Origin of the sequence: Corynebacterium lactis RW2-5 (assembly GCF_001274895.1) — a bacterium.
In the GTDB taxonomy this organism is placed as follows: domain Bacteria; phylum Actinomycetota; class Actinomycetes; order Mycobacteriales; family Mycobacteriaceae; genus Corynebacterium; species Corynebacterium lactis.
On record NZ_CP006841.1, the window covers coordinates 1,398,276 to 1,418,996 of the forward strand.

At 59.3% G+C, this 20,721-nt stretch carries 16 protein-coding genes; 7 read left to right on the plus strand and 9 right to left on the minus strand.

What is annotated here, in order from left to right; genetic code table 11:
• Positions 1–93: 93 nt before the first annotated feature.
• Together CLAC_RS06165 and CLAC_RS06170 are read right to left on the minus strand one after the other, a co-directional pair.
• Positions 94–1,557: an amino acid permease gene (locus CLAC_RS06165; protein WP_053412157.1), complete on the minus strand. Its 1,464-nt coding sequence runs from the start codon at positions 1,555–1,557 to the stop codon at positions 94–96.
• 79 nt (positions 1,558–1,636) lie between these two features.
• Positions 1,637–2,857: a lycopene cyclase family protein gene (locus CLAC_RS06170; RefSeq protein WP_053412158.1), complete on the minus strand. Its 1,221-nt coding sequence runs from the start codon at positions 2,855–2,857 to the stop codon at positions 1,637–1,639.
• Positions 2,858–2,877: 20 nt separating this feature from the next.
• On the opposite strand from CLAC_RS06170, the gene CLAC_RS06175 reads away from it, so the two are divergent.
• Positions 2,878–4,509, plus strand: coding sequence for an ABC-F family ATP-binding cassette domain-containing protein (locus CLAC_RS06175; protein WP_053413308.1), 1,632 nt, complete (start codon positions 2,878–2,880; stop codon positions 4,507–4,509).
• A 32-nt stretch (positions 4,510–4,541) separates the two neighbouring features.
• On the opposite strand, the gene CLAC_RS06180 is transcribed toward CLAC_RS06175, so the two are convergent.
• The 6 genes from CLAC_RS06180 to acnA form a co-directional block, all read right to left on the minus strand.
• Complete coding sequence (locus CLAC_RS06180) at positions 4,542–5,285, minus strand: response regulator transcription factor (protein WP_082313164.1); 744 nt, start codon at positions 5,283–5,285, stop codon at positions 4,542–4,544.
• Complete coding sequence (locus tag CLAC_RS06185; protein WP_245621815.1) at positions 5,285–7,534, minus strand: sensor histidine kinase; 2,250 nt, start codon at positions 7,532–7,534, stop codon at positions 5,285–5,287. The genes CLAC_RS06180 and CLAC_RS06185 overlap by 1 nt, the downstream gene beginning before the upstream one ends.
• A gap of 34 nt (positions 7,535–7,568) precedes the next feature.
• Positions 7,569–8,336, minus strand: coding sequence for a glutamine amidotransferase (locus CLAC_RS06190; protein ID WP_082313166.1), 768 nt, complete (start codon positions 8,334–8,336; stop codon positions 7,569–7,571).
• Positions 8,329–9,084, minus strand: a complete 756-nt coding sequence (locus tag CLAC_RS06195; protein ID WP_053412160.1) for a glutamine amidotransferase-related protein — start codon at positions 9,082–9,084, stop codon at positions 8,329–8,331. The genes CLAC_RS06190 and CLAC_RS06195 overlap by 8 nt, the downstream gene beginning before the upstream one ends.
• A 107-nt stretch (positions 9,085–9,191) precedes the next feature.
• A complete protein-coding gene (locus CLAC_RS06200; RefSeq protein ID WP_053412161.1) occupies positions 9,192–9,761 on the minus strand; it encodes a TetR/AcrR family transcriptional regulator in 570 nt (189 codons plus the stop codon).
• A 147-nt stretch (positions 9,762–9,908) separates the two neighbouring features.
• Entirely contained in the window at positions 9,909–12,692 is a 2,784-nt protein-coding gene (gene acnA, locus CLAC_RS06205) for an aconitate hydratase AcnA (protein ID WP_053413311.1), read from the minus strand.
• Between the two features lie 413 nt (positions 12,693–13,105).
• Between acnA and CLAC_RS06210 the strand changes: the two genes are divergently transcribed.
• The 6 genes from CLAC_RS06210 (at position 13,106) to CLAC_RS06235 (ending at position 19,883) form a co-directional block, all read left to right on the plus strand.
• Complete coding sequence (locus CLAC_RS06210) at positions 13,106–13,603, plus strand: Rv1476 family membrane protein (protein WP_053412162.1); 498 nt, start codon at positions 13,106–13,108, stop codon at positions 13,601–13,603.
• A gap of 485 nt (positions 13,604–14,088) precedes the next feature.
• Positions 14,089–15,759, plus strand: coding sequence for a DIP1281 family NlpC/P60 protein (locus CLAC_RS06215; RefSeq protein ID WP_156324785.1), 1,671 nt, complete (start codon positions 14,089–14,091; stop codon positions 15,757–15,759).
• Between the two features lie 127 nt (positions 15,760–15,886).
• Positions 15,887–16,855 (plus strand): AAA family ATPase, encoded by a 969-nt coding sequence (locus tag CLAC_RS06220; RefSeq protein WP_156324877.1) that lies wholly within the window; start codon positions 15,887–15,889, stop codon positions 16,853–16,855.
• A 12-nt stretch (positions 16,856–16,867) separates the two neighbouring features.
• A complete protein-coding gene (locus tag CLAC_RS06225; protein WP_082313168.1) occupies positions 16,868–17,764 on the plus strand; it encodes a DUF58 domain-containing protein in 897 nt (298 codons plus the stop codon).
• A 13-nt stretch (positions 17,765–17,777) separates the two neighbouring features.
• On the plus strand, positions 17,778–18,770 hold the full coding sequence (locus tag CLAC_RS06230) for a VWA domain-containing protein (RefSeq protein ID WP_053412164.1): 993 nt from the start codon (positions 17,778–17,780) through the stop codon (positions 18,768–18,770).
• Between the two features lie 48 nt (positions 18,771–18,818).
• Positions 18,819–19,883: a ferrochelatase gene (locus CLAC_RS06235; RefSeq protein ID WP_053412165.1), complete on the plus strand. Its 1,065-nt coding sequence runs from the start codon at positions 18,819–18,821 to the stop codon at positions 19,881–19,883.
• Here the strand turns inward: CLAC_RS06235 and CLAC_RS06240 are convergent.
• Complete coding sequence (locus tag CLAC_RS06240; protein ID WP_053412166.1) at positions 19,880–20,710, minus strand: hypothetical protein; 831 nt, start codon at positions 20,708–20,710, stop codon at positions 19,880–19,882. The genes CLAC_RS06235 and CLAC_RS06240 overlap by 4 nt on opposite strands.
• Positions 20,711–20,721: the final 11 nt, after the last annotated feature.

Here is a 20,721-nt window from a genome sequence, read left to right on the forward strand (position 1 = left end):
TCGAGTACGCTCTGCCGAGAGCGAGCACTAAAACTAAAAGGCCCGACCTGCGGGATGCTGCAGGTCGGGCCTTTTCATGCCTTCGACGGTGGTCTACTCGCGGCTCATATCGGCAGTGGCGGGGTCGACTGCCTTCGAACCGGTTAGCTGCTTGTGCACTAACCACAGCAGCAGGAATACGGGGATGCCCAGGTAGGGACTCAAGATGGCGAAGAGGTTTTCGCCGGTGCGAATCGGGTCGAGGGCCTGGCCCGCGACGACGAAGAAGCACATAAAAAGCGCCAAGACTGCGCCTGCTGGGAAGAAGTTCGCCTTGTAGGGCAGCGAGTCCAGCGGAATGTTTTGGGCCTTCAGGCACTTGCGGAAGCGATAGTGACTGTAGGAAATACCAATCCAGGTGATGAATCCCGCGAGTGCGGAAAGCGTCAGTAGGAAGGTGTAGGCGGCGCCGTCGCCGACCAGGGAGGTGATGAAGCCCGCCATGCCGACGATGGTCGTCGCGATGAGTGCACGCATCGGAATGCCGTGGCCGGAGAGTTTGCCGAAGTAGCGGGGCGCGTGTCCCTGCCGCGCCAGCGAGAAGAGCATGCGAGTGGACACATAGAGCCCGGAGTTGCCCGCGGAGAGCACGGAGGTGAGGATGACCGCGTTCATTAGGCCCGCGGCAATCGCGATGCCCGCCCGGTCGAAGACCAGGGTGAATGGGGAGACCGCGATGTTGTCCTCCGCGGAGTTCAGCAGGTTCGGATCGGTGTAGGCGATGAGGAAACCGATAACGGCAATAGCGCCGATGTAGAAGAGCAGAATACGCCAGAAGATGGTTCGGATCGCGCGCGGGATGGTGCGCTCCGGGTCCTCCGCTTCACCTGCAGCAACACCGACCATCTCAGTTCCCTGGAAAGAGTAGCCAGCGACAACGAACACTGCCAGTAGGCCAAGACCGCCGTCGACGAAGGGGGCATCGCCCGTGGTCCAGTTTTCGAAACCGGGGGAGGGGCCGCCGAGGATGCCGAAGATCATCGCAACGCCAAGGACGAGGAACACAATGACTGTGACGACTTTGATGGTCGCAAACCAGAACTCGCCCTCGCCGAATACGCGGGCGGATAGGGCGTTGAGCAGGAAGAGCACTGCCAAAAAGCCGGCGGACCAGACTATCGACGGCACGTCGGGGAACCAGTAGCGCATCACCAGCGCTGCGGCGACCAGCTCGGCTGCGACGGTAATTGCCCAGTTGAACCAGTAGTTCCAGCCCATCGCGAAGCCGAAGGAGTCTGAGACGTAGCGGCGGCCGTACTCCTGGAAGGATCCCGCCACGGGGAGGTATGCAGCCATTTCGCCGAGCGACTGCATAACCAGCCATACCATGATGCCGATGAGGGCATACGCTGCGAGGGCGCCACCCGGGCCCGCCTGCGAAATGGTCGCGCCGGAGGCGACGAATAGGCCGGTACCAATGGCACCGCCGATTGCAATCATATTGAGGTGACGAGCGCGCAGCCTGCGCTGCAGTTTATGCTCGTGCGAGGCCGTAGCCTCCTGAGTTGTCGAAGTCATTCATCAATCATAAAGTCTTCCACCTCGCGATTCATAAAGCCCCACAGGGGGTCTAGTTAAGGTTTTCACCAGGCCTCGTTTACTTCTCGCGTAACCTTCTCCATAAAGGTGCCCTCCAGGCGGCGCACCCCTGTAGGAAACCCAGAATCAACACCCCAAGCAACCTGGGATTCCGTTTCCATAGAGGAACCGCTACCCCCAGCATGGCTCTCATCGTCGCGCTCCACGTGGTACCCGTCAGGTAGGCAAAAATGTGCCGCTCGTGGAGACTGAAAAACGCGGCGAAGAACTCCAGCGTCTCTGCCCGGTTAAAGTGCAGCAGGGCAGCCAGCCCTCGCTCCCTCAGCCGCAGCAGCCAAATTCTGCTTACCGACGCCGCGAACACCTCCTGCTTTCCACACCGCGCTTCGCGCTCCAGGGCGGTAAGAAATGAGTCCACACCGTCTAAAACGGGCCCCACCGAGTACCCCGTTGCCGGGTGCATCCAACCTCCTGCGAAGCCAAATGACACATCAATTAGCGACTGCGCTGTGGGGCGGCGCAACCGGCATCGAGTTGCCAAGCACTGTGAGCGGTCTTTCATACTCAGCAGAGGGAAAGACACGACCTCCTCCTGTACGGCCGCCCGGGAATCGACGCCGAGGTCCTCTAAACGTCGTGACTGCCTTCGCCTCAGCAAATCCAACAGGTACTTCTCGTCCGCAGTTCTGCTGTCTTTCTTGAGCGGTACCGCTGTAGCGAGGATGGTCTCTTCGATGAGGAATCTCCCGCGCCCAAGCGGGATCCGGTAGGAAAAGCTAGCGGGACCCCTGTCATCGCCGACTTGCCGGAAATCCATAAGCACGGGCTCCGCGACACCCTCCGGTAGGTCGCCGACCTCAAAGATATGGCCTATAGCCAACTGCCGCGCCTGACCTTCCGGACCATAGGCGGCAGCCGCCTCGCCGGTGGCAGTCACCGCGGCCTTGCCAACGCAGTCCGCCGTCGTCGCCTTGCGCTTCACGACTTCGAACCCTCCGAGGTTCGCGAGGCAATCGTTGTCGATGACGCAGTACTTTCGGCCGAGTCGGACCGAGGCGCCGTCGGCAAGCACAACGGTGGGGAAGAAGTCCGCGGCGATCAGGCTCTGCGGTGCCCAACCGGGTATCTGGTGGGCCCATAGGCCGATGGTCGAGGGAAGCGTGCCCCCGGCCGGGTCGAAGGCGGTGACATCCCAGCCGCGGGCGGCCGCGCGGTGGGCCAGGATTCGGCCGGCGGGCCCCAGGCCGATGACGGTGGCGGAGAGGGGAGCAGAGATCATAAATGGTAGGCTACTCGTTCGTGATTGTTACCCATGACCTTGAAGTCCGCGTCGGCGCCCGCACTCTTCTCACCGCCGATGGCGAACACCTGCGTGTACAGCCGGGCGACCGCATTGGCCTGGTTGGACGCAATGGCGCGGGTAAGACGACAACCATGCGCATCCTCTCCGGGGAAAACGAACCCTACGGTGGCTCCGTCACCAGGTCCGGCCCCATCGGATACCTCCCGCAGGACTCCCGCGAGGGCAATATCGACCAGACTGCGCGCGACCGAGTGCTCTCGGCCCGCGGACTAGACCAGATTCGCCGCAGCATGGACCGACAGCAGGAAATCATGGAGACCACCCTGGATGACTCCAAGCGCGACGCCGCGATCCGGAAGTTTTCGCGACTCGAGGAGCGATACCACGACCTCGGCGGATACGAGGCAAACGCCGAAGCTGCGCGCATCTGTGACGCCCTCGGTCTGCCTGAGCGTGTATTGGACCAACCGCTGAAAACCCTCTCCGGAGGTCAGCGCCGCCGCGTTGAGCTGGCGCAGATCCTTTTTGCGGCCTCGGAAGGCTCGGGAAAGTCACAGACGACCCTGCTGCTGGACGAGCCGACCAACCACCTTGATGCCGATTCGATTACCTGGCTGCGCGATTTCCTGCGCAAGCACGAGGGCGGCCTGATTATGATCTCCCACGATGTCGAGTTGCTCGAAGCCGTGTGCAACAAGGTCTGGTTCCTCGACGCGGTCCGCGCCGAGGCGGACGTGTACAACATGGGATGGAAGAACTACCTCTCCGCGCGCGCGACCGACGAGGCCCGCCGACGCCGCGAATTCGCCAATGCGGAGAAGAAGGCCAGCGCACTGCGCAAGCAGGCCGAGAAGTTGGGTGCCAAGGCCACCAAGGCGAAGGCCGCCAAGCAGATGGTCGCTCGAGCCGACCGAATGATGAACAGCCTCGACGAGGTGCGTCTGGAAGACAAGGTCGCCCATATTTCCTTCCCGGAACCGGCGCCGTGCGGCAAGACCCCGCTCAACGCCAAGGGGCTGACCAAGATGTACGGCTCCCTCGAGGTGTTCGCCGGCGTCGACCTGGCAATCGACAAGGGCTCGCGCGTGGTCGTGCTTGGCTTCAACGGCGCAGGAAAGACGACTCTCCTGAAGCTGCTAGCCGGTGTCGAACGCACCGATGGAGAGGGCGGCATCGTCTCTGGGCACGGACTGAGGATCGGCTACTTCGCACAGGAGCACGACACCATCGATCCGGATAAGACCGTTTGGGAAAACACCGTCTACGCTTGCCCCGACGTCAACGAGCCGGAGCTGCGCAGCCTGCTCGGCGCGTTCATGTTCTCCGGCGACAAGCTGGAGCAACCCGCCGGAACACTCTCAGGCGGTGAGAAAACCCGCCTAGCACTGGCCACCCTGGTCAGCTCGCGTGCAAACGTGCTGCTTCTCGACGAGCCCACCAACAACCTGGACCCGATGTCCCGCGAGCAGGTGCTCGACGCACTGAAGACATACACGGGAGCCGTCGTCCTGGTCACGCACGACCCGGGAGCAGTAAAGGCCCTCGAACCGGAGCGCGTCATCGTGCTTCCCGACGGAACAGAGGACCTGTGGAGCGACGACTATATGGAAATCGTCGAGCTCGCCTAGTTTAAGCCTTAGCCGCAGCTTAAGAGCTTGCTCTACCCGACGTCCATCGGTCCCGGCAGGTAGCCATCCTGTTGGGCCAGGCGGTAGATTTCCGACTTGTTCAGGCTGTGCTCCGCACGGCCTGCCGCCGCGTATTTTGCCCGGATTCGACCTAGGTAATCGAGAACCGTGTTCGGGGTCAGACCCGTCATGGTGGCCACGCGCTTAGTAGGTTCGCCTGAGGCATAGAGCTCCAAAACCTCTCGCTGACGCTCGGACAGGTCAACCGAGTCCAATAACGGATCTGAGTCGACGACCGAGGCCCACTCAGTGGTCAGCGCCCCCTTGCCCGAAGCCGCCAGCCGCACCGCGGAGAGGATTGTCTCTGGTGACTCCGATTTTTGAACCACGCCCATGACTCCGGTGCGCACCGCCTTGCGCACCAGATAGGGGCTTTCGGCAGAGGAAAGAATGAGCACGTGATCGGTTACCAATTCCAGAGAAAGGACGTTTTGCGCCGGGTCGGACTGATCTGCCAGGCGAAGGTCGAGCACGACGGCATCGAGACGATCATCATTAGCGGTCGCAGCCAGCAGTTCCGGGACTGTCCCGAAGCACCCCACCAGATCCATGTCCTCGGCACTGCCAAGAAGAGCCTTTAATCCCTGAAGAGTCAGGGCGTGATCGTCGATTGCAGCGACGCGGAGTTTCCGCTCATCCTGGCCGCTGTTCACCGTAACGTCCGTATCGCCGACGCTTCCGATTTCCGCAGCCACGTCCTCAGTGAAATCTCGCATTAAATCTTCTCTCCAGCGCTATTAAACCTTTGGACCCCATTTTTATCCGAAATGGAAGCAAACGCACGCCTGCCGGGGGGAAGAAGTCGAATTGTGACCTGCCCCTCCTCCGCGTCATCAATAACTTGAAGGAACTCGGGGAGTAACTTTTGAACGGCCGCATCCTCGTCGATGAGCGGAAAGTCGCGCACATCGGACGTTGAGCTATTTCGAGGCTCGTGGCGCCGATCATCCATAAGGCGCACCTTAACCCCGCGGGCCCGAGCCTCCCAAACGCTCTGGTGCAGCGCCGGATTATTCAGGCGGGGGGAGCGCAGGACGTCCCGCAGCTTTCCCTCCGTCAGCCGGGCCCGCTGTTGCAGACGTTGCGTCGGAGTCTCCATAGCGTTTGCCGCCAGGAATACCGGGCCAACCTGATTTTCCAGCCACTCGTAGTTATTCTGCATGCTGCGCTCCAGCTCCTTGGCTGCAGCAGCCTCAAACAGGGCTCGGTTGTACTCCTGTATAGAGCCAGGAACATTACGTGTCAGGAAGCCGACCATAATCGCCGTGAGCACACCTGCGACTACAATTACCGACCTGACCAGGAGATCGATTCCGGTTACGTGATGGTTCGGAATCACCCCGAACACATGCAGCGACTGCACGAGAACAAACGCCATAGCCACCGACAAAACTGCGGCGAGGGGACGACCTCGAATAGCGAACATCGCTGCCAATAGCGCCACGATGTTGAAGTGCCACAGGTACGACCACTCAATCAAGTTGGGCATCGGCTGGAATACGCCGACAACAGCCAGCCAGACTAAAGCAGTGGAAACAAAAACTGTGCGTCCCAGCGGTAGTTGATCGTATCGTCCGAACATCAAAACAGCGGACAAAATAGCAAAGATGGCGAGGCTGATCTGCCCAGAGGGGAAAAGGAGCTGATCATTACTCGTCAGAACAATCACCATAATTGCCAATAGCGCAACATAGAACTGCCACGAGTAGACGATGGACATTCCCATCAAGTTGTAGACCGACGCCGCCTCAGGCATCTCCCGTTGTTCGACTTCGTCGGCAACTGGGGAGGTGTTACCTCGCCAGGACAGCACCGCCGTAGTACCTTGGCCCGGGGCCGACACGACTTTTGCTTCTCCACCGCGTAGGGAGTCGACGCGGCCCTTGACGCTCAGCCGCACACCGGCACGGTGCGGATCGATACTCTGGGCGTCAAATCCGATACCGTCATCCGTGAACCGGATGTGGACCTCACCCGGAAGAATATCCACGGAGCAGGACTTTTTCGCGTCGTCACCTGCGTGTTTCTGTGAATTCGTAGCTACCTCGGACACTGCAAGAAGCAGAGTGTTGGCAACCTCTCCCGGGATATACACCGGCTTAGACGGGTCGGCTAGGTTCACTGCGACTTCGGTATCATTCGAGACCTTAGTTACCTGCTCCGCTACACGACGGCCGAAGCGTGTTCCGTCGACATAGTCCCGGGGCGAAAAGAACTGTCCCGTCTGCGCATCGAGCGAGAAACTTACATTCATTCCCTTCCCGATAGCGCTGAGCGCCGCAAGGACGTAATCGTGCACGTAGGCGGTGAACGTGCCCATAGCCTCGCCTTGGACCCGGATTCGTTCGGCGCGTTCCGTGACTTTTCGTGACTGCGAATAGGTATCGTCAATCAGCTTCGCGACGGGCCGTGCGGAACCCGAAAAGATAACAAACGGAAAGGTATTGACGAGGTTAAAGCCGACGTCGGCAAGCATATCCAGCCAGAAGGTGTGGCCGAGGAACCAGGAATTCAAAACCGCGATGAGCCCAGGGACGAAAGCCATAATCGACAAGCTGATTCGCAGCGGGACAGTCATTGCGAAGGCGACCAGCGCAAGTCCCGCGAACGGACTGAACCAGAGTGCATTTCCGACGGGAGTGCGTTGTACATCGTCGTAAGTGAAAGCGAACGCTAGCAGGACCAGCATGATGTACATGGGGAACTGCAGCGCGGAGATAAGGGCCCTGCGGGTGTTTAGCGCAAAGGCAACCAGCAGCAAGACATCGCTCAGGACGAAGGCAAAAACGGATGCGAAAGGAAACCAGTGCGTGAAGAAAGCTGAAGGCGGAATGGATCGAAAGACCGATTCAATCTGCCACAGGAGACCAGTTATCGAAATGATTAGCGCACCGGCCCGCAAAACAGCCAACTCAATCGAGGGCATCATAGGGCTGCTGATGCGGGCCTTATCCGAACTACTCACCACAGACGGAAACCCCTCGAAATCTCTCAGTTAGTCAGACTCTTCTCGCGACATGAATCCGTGCAAAATTTCGCAGGATTTGGCCACTGCGCTTAACATCCAGACGTCGCGCAGCCTCCACTGCGGCACTATCCGAACCTGGTTGGTAATAACCTTGGTTCGAGTATATGCGCAGGCGCTGCGCGAAGGTGTCAGCATCCAGTTCCGGATGAAACTGTGTTGCGTAGGCATTGGCACCGATACGGAACATCTGAACGGGGCAATTGTCGCCCGTTGCTAGCAACGTTGCATCGGCCGGAAGCTGGTCAATTGCTTCCTTGTGTCCTACTATTCCGTGGAACGTCGTGGGCAGTCCTTCAAGTATCGGGTCGACCGTGCCTTCCGCAGTCTTCTTAATTGTGATGACGTCGGCCTCTTCACCGTGCCGACGAGATACCGAGCCGGAGCCAGCCATACCCAGTAGGCCAACCCCGTAACAGGCACCCAGAAATGGGAAGTCCCGATCGAGCACCTCCGCCAAAACATCGTCGAACCAGGACTCGACTCGCTTTTGAAGGCCGCTTTTAATCTCATCCGAGGAATTAAACGGGCCTCCGCCGACGATAATGCCGGAGTAATCATCCAGAGACAGTGCCGAAGGAAGGCCCTTTTCGAGTCGGATCTGGTGCAGCTTCGCAGGAGCGATACCGGCAGTTCCGGCGAAGGAGAGGTGCTCCGCGTGCGCCGCCACGTCCTCCCCCCTGGTGGACAGGAGCAAGAACGGCTTCGTCGAATCAGCACGGATAACCGCGGGGTCAGGCATTGTGAAACGCCTTCTCCCGCGCGTTGAAGATCTCTAACGCATAGTCGACAAATCGGGGAATTATAAGTGCGACCCCAGACAAGTCTGCGGCCTCAATCGTCCGCTTGATCTCCTCGACTTCCTCCGGCAGGAAATAGCCATCGTTGGCGTAAAAGGACATCCTTCGCAGAAGCCCAGCTGCGTTCATTTCGGGATGGAACTGAGTAACCCAGTTTCGAGAACCAATTGAATACATCTGAACCGGGCAGGTAGGACCACTCGCCAGCAGACTCGCGTGGCGGGGAAGAATTGCAACGGACTCCTTGTGCCCAGTCAATGCCCCAAAGCATGGAGGAAGTACTTGAGCGACGGGGTCCAATTGCGCGGCGTTGGTGAGCTCGACACGGGAAACGCCGGCCTTTTCACCAAAATCCCTATTTACTAGGCCGCCGAAAGTGAAAGCGGTATAGCTGGCTCCGTAGCAGGTAAATAGCGCTGGTACCGAACTGGTTAAGACCTGATATAGCAGGTCGTGCGAGTGCTTCTGCAAATCAGAATGCTCCAGGTCGGTGACATTAAAGGGACTGCCACCAACAAAGACACCCGCGTACTCGCCAAGATTCGGAAGGACAGTGTCCGGGCGCGCCACGGTGAGAAGATCTAACTCTTCCTTCTCCAGCCCCGAGGCTTCGAGGAAGTCGAGATATTCAGCCCGCCCTGCACCGTCTGCGGGGCGCAGCGCGACCAATAAGAACTTTCCCGTCTTCATAACTAGACAGCTTAGTCCATTTAGTCGCCATTTAACTAAATACGCTTTACGACGGCACTGAAAAACCCGCTGCGCAAGAAGCAGCAGCGGGCTAGGAGCGATAGCGATTATTTAGTGTTGCGACGAACGCTATCTTCGACAAGATCCAGGACAATATCCAATTCTTCAACAGAGCGGCCAGATGCTAACCGGACGATAATGCCATCCAGAATTAGCTCCAGAAACAACTGCATAGTTCGGACAGAGTAATCGCCTCGCAGGGAACCGCTTGACGACGTTTGAAGGAGCCTTTGCTGGACCGCTTCATCCAAACGGTCCTGGTGTTCAAGCCATTTGAATCGAAACTCCGCGTCCGAGCGAAGTTTTCGGGCAATCTCCAAACGAGTTCCCAGCCATTCGTGCTTGTCAGGGTGAGCGACGATGTCTCGCATCACCTCGACTAGTCCGGAACTTTCTGCGATCTCAGCCATGGAAGCCGCATCGTCCTCAGCGAGGGCGAGAAACAGCCCCTCTTTAGACCCGAAGTGATGGAATATCGCCCCGCGCGATTTCCCGGTGGCAGTTTCCAGACGCGAAACAGTTGCGCCCTCGTATCCGAACTCCGAAAAGCACTGCCTGGCTCCGTCGAGAATCTCGTGCCGCCGCAGTGCCAAAGCTTGGTCGCTGACTTTAGGCATAGAAACTCCCTACTCAAGTAACGCGCGCCTGCCCCCGATGCGAAAGGCCGGGGAACCGGTGTGCCCAGCGGAGAATTCTCCCCTAAGACGTTCGGCTCCCCGGCCTTGAAATCGCTGCAGAGGTCAGCGCACGTTTTCCAAGGAAACTTAGCCCTTGATCATGTTGCGCAGAACGAACTGCAGAATGCCGCCGTGACGGTAGTAGTCGGCCTCACCGGGGGTATCGATGCGGACAACAGCGTCGAAGTCGAAGGACTCGCCCGACTCCTTGGTGACGGTGACCTTGACGGTCTTCGGGGTGGTGCCGTTGTTCAGCTCCTCCAGACCCTCGATATCGAAGGTCTCAGTGCCGTCGATGCCCAGGGACTTCCAGGACTCGCCCTCCGGGAACTGCAGCGGAACGACGCCCATACCAATCAGGTTCGAACGGTGGATACGCTCGAAGGACTCAGCGAAGACAGCCTTGACGCCGAGCAACAGGGTTCCCTTAGCAGCCCAGTCACGAGACGAGCCGGTGCCGTACTCCTTACCACCGATGACGACCAGCGGGGTGCCGGCAGCCTTGTAGTTCTGAGCAGCATCGTAGATGAAGGACTGCGGGCCGCCCTCCTGGGTGAAGTCGCGGGTGTAGCCACCGGAAACGCCGTCAAGCAGCTGGTTCTGCAGGCGGATGTTAGCGAAGGTACCGCGGACCATAACCTCGTGGTTACCACGGCGAGCACCGAGGGAGTTGTAATCCTTGCGTGCGACGCCCATGGAATCGAGGTACTGAGCAGCAGGGGTGCCCGGCTTAATAGAGGATGCAGGGGAAATGTGGTCAGTGGTGACCGAGTCTCCCAGAGCAGCCAGGACACGGGCGCCCTTGATATCGGAGACAGCCTCCGGCTCCATGCCCATCTCATCGAAGTACGGTGCCTTGCGGATGTAGGAGGAAGCGTCGTCCCATGCGAAGGTCTTGCCCTCCGGAGTCGGCAGGTTCTGCCAACGCTCGTCGCCAGCGAAGACATCCTTGTAGTCCTCGTCGTACAGCTCGGAGGAGATGGAGGCCTGGATGGTCTCCTCGATTTCCTCAGTGGACGGCCAGATGTCCTTTAGGAAGACATCGTTGCCTTCGGCATCCTGACCAAGAGCGTCGGTCTCGAAGTCGAAGTCCATGGTGCCAGCAATCGCGTAAGCGATAACCAGAATCGGGGAAGCCAGGTAGTTCATCTTAACGTCGGGGGAGATGCGACCCTCGAAGTTACGGTTACCGGACAGGACTGCGGTAGCGGCCAGGTCAGCCTCGTTGATGGCGGCAGAAACCTCAGCGGGCAGCGGGCCGGAGTTACCGATACAGGTAGCACAGCCGAAACCGGCAAGGTAGAAGCCGAGGCCCTCGAGGTCCTTCCAGAGATCAGCACGCTTGAAGTAGCCGTTGACGACCTGGGAGCCCGGAGCACAAATGGTCTTGACCCACGGCTTTGCGGACAGGCCCTTTTCCAGTGCCTTGCGGGCCAGCAGGCCAGCGCCGACCATAACGGACGGGTTCGACGTATTGGTGCAGGAGGTGATCGAAGCGATCGCGACCATACCGTGGTCGAGGGTGTACTCGCCGCCCTTCGGGGAAGTGACGGTAATCGGGGAGGACGGACGGCCCTCAGCGCCCTCGGCTGCGGATTCACCGTTGCCCGGACGGGACTCGTTGTAGTCAGCAGCCAGCTCGGAATCAGCGGCGGAAGCCTTGACCGGCTCCTTGACCTCACCGTCAGAGTAGTTATGCAGATCCTTGCGGAACTGCTCCTTAGCGGACGACAGCTCGATGCGGTCCTGCGGACGCTTCGGGCCAGCAATGGAGGGAACGACGGTGGACAGATCCAGCTCGAGGTACTCGGAGTACTCAGCCTCCGGAGTGTTCTCGTCCAGCCACATGCCCTGAGCCTTGGCGTAAGCCTCGACGAGCTCCAGAGTCTTCTCATCACGGCCGGTCAGCGCCAGGTACTTGACGGTCTCCTGGTCGATCGGGAACATTGCGGCGGTCGAGCCGAATTCCGGCGACATGTTACCGATGGTGGCGCGGTTAGCCAGCGGGAGCTTCGCGACACCTGCGCCGTAGAATTCGACGAACTTGCCGACAACGCCGTGCTGGCGAAGCATATCGGTGACGGTAAGAACGACGTCGGTAGCGGTCACGCCCGGCTTGATATCGCCGGTCAGCTTAAAGCCGACAACGCGCGGAATCAGCATGGAAATCGGCTGGCCGAGCATTGCTGCCTCAGCCTCAATACCGCCGACACCCCAGCCCAGGACACCCAGGCCGTTTTCCATGGTGGTGTGAGAGTCAGTACCAACACAGGTGTCCGGGTAGGTCAGACCATCGTTGTCGAAGACAACGCGAGCCAAGTACTCGATGTTGACCTGGTGAACAATACCGGTTCCCGGAGGAACAACACGGAAGTTAGAGAATGCTCCGGTACCCCAACGCAGTAGCTTGTAGCGCTCTTCGTTGCGCTGGTACTCAATCTCGACGTTCTTAGCAAGGGCATCCTCGCTACCAAAAGCCTCGATGATGACGGAGTGGTCGATGACCATCTCAGCCGGGTTCAAGGGGTTAACCTGGTCCGGGTCGCCGCCCAGGGTCTTAACAGCCTCACGCATGGTGGCAAGGTCAACAACACAGGCAACACCGGTGAAGTCCTGCATGATGACGCGAGCAGGGGTGAACTGAATCTCGATCGACGGGTCGGCCGACGGAACCCAGTTCGCAATAGCCTTGATGTGATCCTCGGTGATGTTTGCGCCATCCTCGTTGCGCAGCAGGTTCTCGCCGAGAACCTTCAACGAGTAGGGCAGCTTCTCCATGCCAGGCACAGCGTCGAGGGCGAAGTAGTCGTAAGACTTACCGCCGACCTCAAGCTTGCGCTTTGCATTGAAGGAGTTCTTGCTTTCAGCCACAGTCAGCTCCATTTCTCTTCGGGTGAGTAAACGCCATGTTACGGAGAAATACCGGCACTCGAATTCGGCACTCCGATGGGCGCAGGTGCGAGCACGTCGCCCCCTAGTACTCCATTAAAGCAACGAACCACTAGTTTTGGCCCTTACGCGGCTCAACGCGCAGACCCGGAGGGCGTGTCCTCGTCCTTAGAAACCACCTTAACAGTACAAGCGTTCTGCAGGACACAACAGATTGCGGCGCGCCGACCTTTGCTACCCCCGTTTGCCAGAAAAACGGTGCAATATAAAGAGGCACGCTCGGAACTCCGCGTACACCCATGGCCCATAAGCCGACTCAAGCAATTCACGAAAGATGGGTTACGGATTCTAACCGAGCCTCCAGACCACCATCCGGAAGGCCCACACTTAAAGCAATGGCTAAGGAATACACGCTCGAAACAATGCCGCTTGACAAGGCTATTGAACTCCTACAGAACGAGGATGTTGTCACTTCTAACGGTCAGCTAAAAGACGCCCTACAGACGGTATTGAACGAACATCCAGCAGCTAAGAAGAGCGATATCAATATCCTCGCCTACGACAACTTCGACATAAATGCCGACTACTTTTCTATGGCGCGCCAGATAGCACACGACCTCGGCGGCACCGCGATCATCCGGACGCCCAATTTCGTCTCTGTCGCCTCCGAGGATTTTCCGCGCGCGGCTATAGCCGAGGGAGAACAAGACTACCTCGAGCATGTTCGAGAGCCGGTGGTATCACTCAACGCACTTTTGGACGACCTGGGCTCATATTCCGTGCCGTGGACGATTTACAGCCTTATCGTCGGCGCCGTCATAATCGCAATCTTTTTCGCGTTGACCGCCTACTGGATGAAAAGACCTGCGACCAAGATGACTGAAAGTCGATAGTTCCAGAAAAAGAAACGAGCCAAGTAGACCTCCGCGCCCCTGAATTTTAGGGGCAAATCCACTCGATGCCCGGTCAAGCAATGACGCTTGACCGGGCATTCTTGCGCATAATTTTAACAATGACCAAGTGGTAGCGACATGCCGAGAAAAGTCATAAGTGTGACATATTTCACACGATGAATTACGAAATCCAAATCCGCAGGCTGGGCGGTATAACGAATTGGTCACGAAGCGCTTCACTCGTGTTGAAACTGTTACTTATGTTTTATTAGGTGTTCATGGGCCGTAATGTTCTGCATGAAGTTAACTGAGGTCTCAAGTTACCTGGGTTGACTAATGAAAGAGCGCAATTGATCAACCGGCAGCATTAGAGGGCTCAGTCCCGAGATGTTTGCCGACACCGAAGAGACAGCGATGGGGAAGTCGTTGGCTCGACGGCGAGAGCAGTTGCGCGCCAATATAGACAGTTTTCTAGGAGTCAAGTGGTGTCGCGAAATCAGAAGTTCCGTGCATCCCATTGGACACGCCCCATCGCTGGCGTCATGATTGCGGGTCTCGTTGCGACCAACTCGCAGGTCGCCGCGGCGCAGCCAATTAATCCGAGCAATGCCCAGATTCGACAGGCCGAAGACGCAGCCGCGCACGCCACTAACGTTCTTCAGGCGCTGGTCGCCAATGTCACCCAACACGAGCGTCAAGTTTCAGACCTTGAACTCCGCATGGGCACGCTGCGTGAATCCGTTAACAAGGCAATGGTCGACCTTGAAGCTGCACGTAACGCCGCAGATCAGGCTCGCGCAGCTGTCGACGAGGCTCGAAACCAGCTTCACCGTGCTCACAGCGATCTCCGCAACGCGCAGAAGCAGTTTAATGAGCTAGCCCGTTCGATTATGCGCCAGGGATCTTCGCAGAGCACGTTCTTCGAAGGTGCACGCGATGTAGCAGAGGCGCTTAACCGCCAGGCAGCTATCCGTCGTGAGGCAGAGAAGCAGCAGAAGACGGTCGACAACATGGATAAGGCCCGCACTGAGGCTGCAAACCAGGAGTCGTCGCTACGGGATAAAAAGGCTCAGGCTGAATCGGCCGAAAACACCGCACAGCAGCGTCACACTGAAGCAGAGTCTGCTTACACGGACGCTAACCAAGAGCTGCAGAAAGAGCAGGAGCAGTACCAGAAGGCTCAGGTTGAACGTGAAGCTGCCAAAGCCGCATTGGAAGCAGCTCGAGGCGCTGTCAACGATCTGAACCAGAAGCGCGCCGAGTACGAATCCGACAAGGCCCGCAAGGAAGCCGAGGACGCTGCCGCTAAGAAGGCCGCTAACGAGGCCGCCGCGAAGGCGCGTCAGGAAGCGCAGACTCGCGCGTCCGAGTCGTCCTCTGATTCCGACACCGGTTCGAGTCAGTCCAGCAGCGCGCAGGCTGGCACAACTCAGTCCGGCACTGCGCAGTCCAGCGGTTCTCAGGGCTCTTCGGGCTCTTCCGACTCCTCCAGCAATAGCAGCTCCGCTCAGGGCTCCTCGTCGTCCTCGTCTTCGTCTTCCTCCGGAGCCGGCACCGAAAACTCCGAACAGTCCACGGGCTCAGCGGGTTCCACGGGATCGACCGGCTCGAGTAGCGAGGAAAACGCAGCGGAGGAGGAGTCGTCGGCAAGCTCCTCTAGCTCTGCGGCCGGTACCCCGGCGCAGACGGCAACCCCGAGCAACCCCGAAACAGGTCAGGCCTCCACGGGCTCCTCGAGCGCGAAGATCGAGGCAGTCATTTCCCGTGCAATGGGTCAGCTCGGCGTTCCGTACGCATGGGGCGGCGGCAACGCCAATGGTCCGACCAAGGGCATCCGTGACGGCGGTGTCGCCGACGCGCACGGAGACTACAACAAGGTTGGTTTCGACTGCTCAGGCCTGACTATCTACGCTTTCGCTGCAATTGGTATTGACCTTCCGCACTACACGGGCTACCAGTACCAGCGCGGCACGCACTACCCGGTGTCCCAGATGAAGCGCGGTGACCTGCTGTTCTGGGGACCCAACGGTCACGGGCATGTCGCCATTTACCTTGGCGATGGGCAGATGATTGAGGCTCCACAGTCCGGTTCTGTGGTCAAGATTTCGCCGGTCCGCTATAACGGAATGACGCCGAACGTCGTCCGACTGGTCTAGCCGAATTAGCTGCCTGCCGTTACCAATGGCCGCGATTGCCCATTGATTTTTTCTCCGGCTGGCAGCACTCTCATTTTCCAAAGAAGGTTCTCACGTGACTCACGCAAACGCTCCTGTCGACGCCGAAATGCACGCCACTGTGGAAAGGGCGTACGCCGAACTCGGCAAGGTAGTCGTCGGACAGGAGCACCTGTGCAAGCAGCTCTTCATCGCGATGCTCGCCGGGGGTCACGTCCTTCTTGAAGGAGTCCCGGGCGTTGCCAAAACACTCGCCGTATCCACCTTTGCCAAGGTCATGGGCGGGTCCTACTCGCGCATCCAGTTCACTCCGGACCTGGTTCCGTCCGACATTGTCGGCACGCGGATCTTCCGCCAGGACACCTCGGAGTTTCTCCTCGAGCACGGCCCTGTAATGGCCAATATCGTCCTCGCGGACGAAATCAACCGCGCCCCGGCCAAGGTGCAGTCCGCTCTGCTGGAAGTGATGGCGGAGCACCAGGTATCAATCGCTGGCAATACCAGTCCCGTGCCGGAGCCGTTCCTCGTCCTCGCAACTCAGAACCCCATTGAAAACCAGGGTGTTTACCCGCTTCCTGAGGCGCAGCGGGACCGATTCCTGTTCAAGATACTCGTGGGGTACCCGAGTCCCTCTGAAGAACGCGAAATTGTCTACCGAATGGGTGCCACGCCGCCAGTTGCGCAGCAGGTTCTCTCTCCCGAACAGGTTCGGGATATGCAGCGGGCCACTCGCGAAGTATTTGTGCACCACAGCCTAATTGACTACGTGGTCGCGGTCGTCGAGCTCACCCGATCTCCGTCGCGTGCAGATCTGAAAGACGTGGACCGCTGGCTAGCCTATGGCGCTTCGCCTCGCGCGACGCTCGGAACGATTGCGGCGGCACGCGCCCACGCTCTGTTCTCCGGCCGAGACTACGTCGTACCCAACGATGTAGTCTCGGTGCTCCCGGATGTTCTACGCCACCGACTGGTCCTTAGCTACGAGGGCCTTGCGGATGGCATAACCCCCGAGCACGTCATCGACCAGGTTCTGTCTCGCGTCCGGCTGCCGCAGTCCGCTGAGGAACAACAGTCTTAAAGAAGCAATCCCATGGCTAAAAGCAATCCCGCGCAGACGCAGAGTGCGGAGACTCCCGGCCAAGAGGCGACTGCAAGGGACCTAAAACGAGTCCTCGCCTACATCGAGTTGACTGTTCAGCGTCGGCTTAACGGCCTGCTCCGTGGAAATTTCCTTTCCTCCTACAATGGCCCCGGTTCGCAGCCCGATGCCGCGCGCGAGTACGTGATCGGTGACGACGTCCGAAGGATGGATTGGGCCGTCACTGCTCGAACTTCAGTCGCCCACGTTCGCACGGAGGAGGCTGAGCGCGAGCTCGAATGCTGGGTAGTAGCGGAACCCGCCGCCCGCCTCGCCACCGGGGTATCCGGCACCACCAAACGGCATTTGCTCACCGCAGCGACTGGAGCAGTCGCGATGCTCAACGACGCCCCTGGTTCGCGCACCGGCCTGATAGCCGGTCCTGTCCAGATAGCCCCAGGGGCGGGGCGTGCTCATAATCTGCAGCTGCTGCACCGCCTGGCAAATGCTCACGGGGAAAATACACTTGCTACGGATATAGACATCGCGATGACGCGTTCCCCACGTCCGGGATTGCTGGTCATAATTTCCGATTTTCTCGGACCACTAGATTGGGGCGACGCTCTCAAGGTAGCCGCAGCGCAGACTGACATTCTCGCCATCAGGTTGGTGGACCCGGCCGACGAGGAACTACCCGGCACGGGCCCCGTCGTGCTGGCTGACTCCGCTACCCGCAAGACTGTCGAGTTGAATATCAACACCGAGACTCGCAAACAATACGCAATGGAAGCGGCCAAGCACCACCGCAAGGTACTGGACCAGTTGCGCTCGGTGCGGGCTAAGGTAGTGACTCTGCGTACAGACGGGGACTGGGTCCTTGACTTCGCACGGCAAATAGGTAGGAACTAGCAGGTAGGCTTCGATGGATTTCCTGAATTCAATCTTTGCTCACCCCACCTGGCTGGCTGCTCTAGCTCTTCCCGCGTTGGGCGCCGTGTTCTATTGGCTGAGCACGCGTAACCGCGCGCGGCGGGCTATAGCTTTCGGCAACTTTGCCATCGTCGGAAAGCTCGCGTCGGGCGTGAGAGGTTGGGTGAGCCATGCGGCGGTCGCGCTCGCTCTAGTGTCCCTGACCCTAGTGATCATTGGTCTCGCTGGGCCTATCTCGGAGACGAAGGTAGCTCGGAACAGGGCGACCGTAATGATGGTTGTGGATGTCTCACTTTCCATGTCTGCGACCGACGTGACTCCAGATCGTATCTCCGCAGCGAAGGCTGCGGGACGCGAATTTATCGAGAATCTTCCAGACAATCTCAATATCGGGTTGGTGACTTTTTCGGGTCGCGCCCAAACTCCGGTGAGCCCAACCACGGACCACGACACCGTCATCCGTGCGCTCGACGGGGCCCAACTGGACCAGGCAACAGCTACCGGCGATGCGATTGCCGCAGCGTTGGACTCGATCAAGCAGCTGACCGAGTCCATTAAGGGAGAGGCAGAGGGCACACCGCCGGCGACAATAGTCCTGCTTTCCGACGGCAAGCAAACGGTCCCGCAGGAGTTGGACGATCCGCGCGGTGCTTTTACGGCCGCGGATGAGGCGGCGAAAGCTGGCATACCAATCAGCACTATCTCATTTGGTACGCAAGATGGCATCATCACCGTCCAGGGCGAACCGATTCCGGTACCGAACGACGATGAGTCCCTCCGCGAGATTGCGCGCAAGACCGAGGGACAGTTCTACAGTGCCGCTTCTCTTGAGCAACTTCGCGACGCCTACACTGCGCTCGAGGACGACATTGGATACGAACTAAAGAGGGCCGAGAACCCAAGGCCGTTTCTCATTGCGGCTTTCTTCGCGCTGACGGCGACTATCACAGCACACCTCGTCGCCAATCGCACAATTCCCCAGTAAAAGTCGGTCTCAGTGTCACTTAAGTATCGGGGGATAGACTCAGGCACTATGTCCTCCCAAAACTACGATGCGATTATGGTGCTGTCCTTTGGCGGCCCCGAGAAGATGGAAGATGTTCGCCCCTTCCTGGAAAACGTCACCCGTGGCCGCGGAATCCCACCCGAGCGGCTCGATGAGGTCGGGGAGCACTATTCCCACTTCAACGGAAAGTCCCCGCTCAACAACCTCAACCGGGAGATTATCCGCAACCTGGAGACCGCACTGAAGGTGAAGGGAATCGCTCTTCCCGTCTACTTCGGCAACCGCAATTGGCACCCGATGGCGGAGGACACCGCTTTGCAGATGGCGGCAGACGGCGTGAAAAATGCCCTCGTGTTCGCAACTAGCGCCTGGTCCGGCTATTCCGGTTGCCGCCAGTACCACGAGGACATCGCACGGATTCGCGAGCACCTAGGAGACAGTGCATTTAACCTCGAGAAACTCCGCGGTTTTCACGACCACCCCCTTTTCATCGGTGCCTATGTCGCCGCTGTCCGGCAATCTTTGGTGAAGATCCCGGCCGCACGCAGGGACCGCGCGCGCCTGGTATTTACCGCGCACTCGATTCCGGTCTCAGCGGATGAGGCCTCGGGGCCGGCAGATGCTGGCGGAAACCTCTATTCCCGTCAGGTCCACGAATCCGCGCGGCTTATTGCGGAGCAGCTCGGAATCGTTGACTACGACGTCGTCTGGCAGTCACGCTCGGGTCCCGCACACGTGCCGTGGCTGGAGCCGGATATCGTCGACCATGTGGAGGACCTCGTGGCCAGGGGAGTAGATGCGGCAGTGGTCTGCCCCGTGGGCTTCATTTCCGACCATGTCGAGGTGGCGTGGGATCTCGACTCGGAGCTTCAGGACGAGATGGCGCACCACGACATCGTCATCGAGCGCGTCGCTACGCCGGGCCCCACCCAGACGTTTACCGACATGATTGTCGAGCTCATCGAGGAAAAGCTGCGCGGCGCAACCCCACGACGGCTGGGAGAGGCACCACTACTCGGTAACTCCTGCAACGGTTCCCCCTGCGCGCTAGACTGTTGCGTCCCACAGCGTCCGCGGCAAGTGAACAGCTAGCGAGTCCAATCCCGGACCGCGTATTCGACAGCGCTCATCCTCGCCTGGCGTATCTTCTTCCACAGCGGGATGAGCTGGGGGTCGAATGCGCTGCCGCCGACGCCGGATTCGCTGCCCTGCGCAATCGCCAGGATAGAGGAGACCCGGTCCGCCCTCGCCAAAACGCCGAGCGCACGCCTCGGCACTGCGTCCGGGACAAAGGCCATGTCAAGGTGGTCGTCGAGCAACCCGACCATCAGTCGCGGGTCGGTCCTCCCGCTGGCCGCCGGAGAGTGCCCTTTCGGCAGCGCAGCAATTGTCGCTGCCGCCTCTCGTGCGGCATCCGCCAACTGCAGGTCAGCCTCGCCCGGACTCAGGTATGCCGGCTCCGGCAGGTGCCCCTCCAGAGTAAACCAGAGCCAAGAATCGTCTTCCTTCACTAGGACGTGGTGGAACCCGGGCTCCGCATCCGCGACCACGATTGCACCGCCCGCCGCCGCAGTGGCCGTCGCCGCTTCAGTTCCCGCCGTCAGAAGCGGGGCATCACCGGGACCGCCGAGTACCAGCCGCACCAGTGCCCGCGGGTCCTCCGCCCAGTCGCCGCCTTCTGTCGCCGCCTTCAGCAGGCGCATCATTTCGCTGAGCCCCAATGGTTTATCGACGTCCACGGCATCGGGTACAACGGCGTCGGCAAGCACGAGCGACCCGGGTGTCGAGGAGGGCCCACCAAGGCTTTTCAAGGCATCCGTGGTGTGGTCGTAGCCTTCGTTTCCGGTGAGCCAGGCACCCAGCCAGAGGGCGATGTGCTGGGTTGGGGTCCAGACTTGATCGAGAACTCGTCGTTGCATAGTCCACTCAG

Excerpts from the sequence above, each read along its gene's own strand:
- CLAC_RS06225 (WP_082313168.1), top strand. The coding sequence starts at position 16,868 with ATGGCTAAAAGCAATCCCGCGCAGACGCAGAGTGCGGAGACTCCCGGC.
- CLAC_RS06200 (WP_053412161.1), bottom strand. The coding sequence starts at position 9,761 with ATGCCTAAAGTCAGCGACCAAGCTTTGGCACTGCGGCGGCACGAGATT.
- CLAC_RS06210 (WP_053412162.1), top strand. The coding sequence starts at position 13,106 with ATGGCTAAGGAATACACGCTCGAAACAATGCCGCTTGACAAGGCTATT.
- CLAC_RS06165 (WP_053412157.1), bottom strand. The coding sequence starts at position 1,557 with ATGACTTCGACAACTCAGGAGGCTACGGCCTCGCACGAGCATAAACTG.
- CLAC_RS06170 (WP_053412158.1), bottom strand. The coding sequence starts at position 2,857 with ATGATCTCTGCTCCCCTCTCCGCCACCGTCATCGGCCTGGGGCCCGCC.
- CLAC_RS06195 (WP_053412160.1), bottom strand. The coding sequence starts at position 9,084 with ATGAAGACGGGAAAGTTCTTATTGGTCGCGCTGCGCCCCGCAGACGGT.
- CLAC_RS06235 (WP_053412165.1), top strand. The coding sequence starts at position 18,819 with ATGTCCTCCCAAAACTACGATGCGATTATGGTGCTGTCCTTTGGCGGC.
- CLAC_RS06190 (WP_082313166.1), bottom strand. The coding sequence starts at position 8,336 with ATGCCTGACCCCGCGGTTATCCGTGCTGATTCGACGAAGCCGTTCTTG.
- CLAC_RS06180 (WP_082313164.1), bottom strand. The coding sequence starts at position 5,285 with ATGCGAGATTTCACTGAGGACGTGGCTGCGGAAATCGGAAGCGTCGGC.
- CLAC_RS06230 (WP_053412164.1), top strand. The coding sequence starts at position 17,778 with ATGGATTTCCTGAATTCAATCTTTGCTCACCCCACCTGGCTGGCTGCT.
- CLAC_RS06240 (WP_053412166.1), bottom strand. The coding sequence starts at position 20,710 with ATGCAACGACGAGTTCTCGATCAAGTCTGGACCCCAACCCAGCACATC.
- CLAC_RS06220 (WP_156324877.1), top strand. The coding sequence starts at position 15,887 with ATGCACGCCACTGTGGAAAGGGCGTACGCCGAACTCGGCAAGGTAGTC.